Source organism: Vibrio sp. 1401, assembly GCF_033340295.1.
The window spans coordinates 1-716 of record NZ_JAWOWF010000346.1 but is presented as its reverse complement, the minus strand read 5'-3'; the positions used below and the strand labels follow the sequence as shown (position 1 = coordinate 716).

General features: G+C 51.7%; 1 protein-coding gene. It reads left to right on the top strand.

All coding sequences use genetic code 11. From position 1 onward, the window contains the following. Positions 1-716, top strand: a 716-nt coding sequence (locus R7Z77_RS25545; protein ID WP_318137074.1) for an acyl-CoA dehydrogenase family protein, incomplete at both ends; no start/stop codon positions are given.

Below are 716 nucleotides of genomic sequence, written 5' to 3'. Positions count from 1 at the left end.
GAAAGGGCACCCCAACGCAACGAGAAAAGTATCTGCCTAAATTAGTCGATGGTTCGCACATAGGCGCTCTGGCGATGAGCGAAGTCAATTCAGGTTCGGATGTCGTCAGCATGCAATTAAAAGCCGAAGACAAAGGCGACCACTTCTTACTCAATGGCACAAAAATGTGGATCACGAACGGCCCCGATGCGGACGTGGTCGTGGTGTACGCCAAAACAGACGCTGATGCGGGATCGCGCGGGATCACAGCGTTTATCGTCGAGCGCAGTTTTACCGGATTCAGTGACGCACAAAAGCTCGATAAGTTGGGAATGCGAGGCTCAAACACATCTGAGCTCGTCTTCAACAATTGCAAAGTACCTAAAGATAACATTCTCGGAGCACTCAATTGTGGCGTCGAAGTATTGATGAGTGGGCTTGATTACGAGCGCGTTGTTTTAGCTGCTGGCCCACTCGGCATTATGCAAGCGTGTATGGATATCGTCGTCCCCTACGTGCATGAGCGCAAACAGTTCGGCAAATCCATCGGCGAGTTTCAGCTTGTGCAGGGCAAATTGGCCGACATGTACTCACGTATGAACGCTGCAAAAGCGTACGTCTACACCGTCGCAGCGGCTTGTGATCGTGGTGAATGCACGCGCAAAGATGCCGCCGGGGTGATTTTGTACAGCGCAGAATTGGCGACACAAATGGCGCTCGATGCCATTCAACTACTC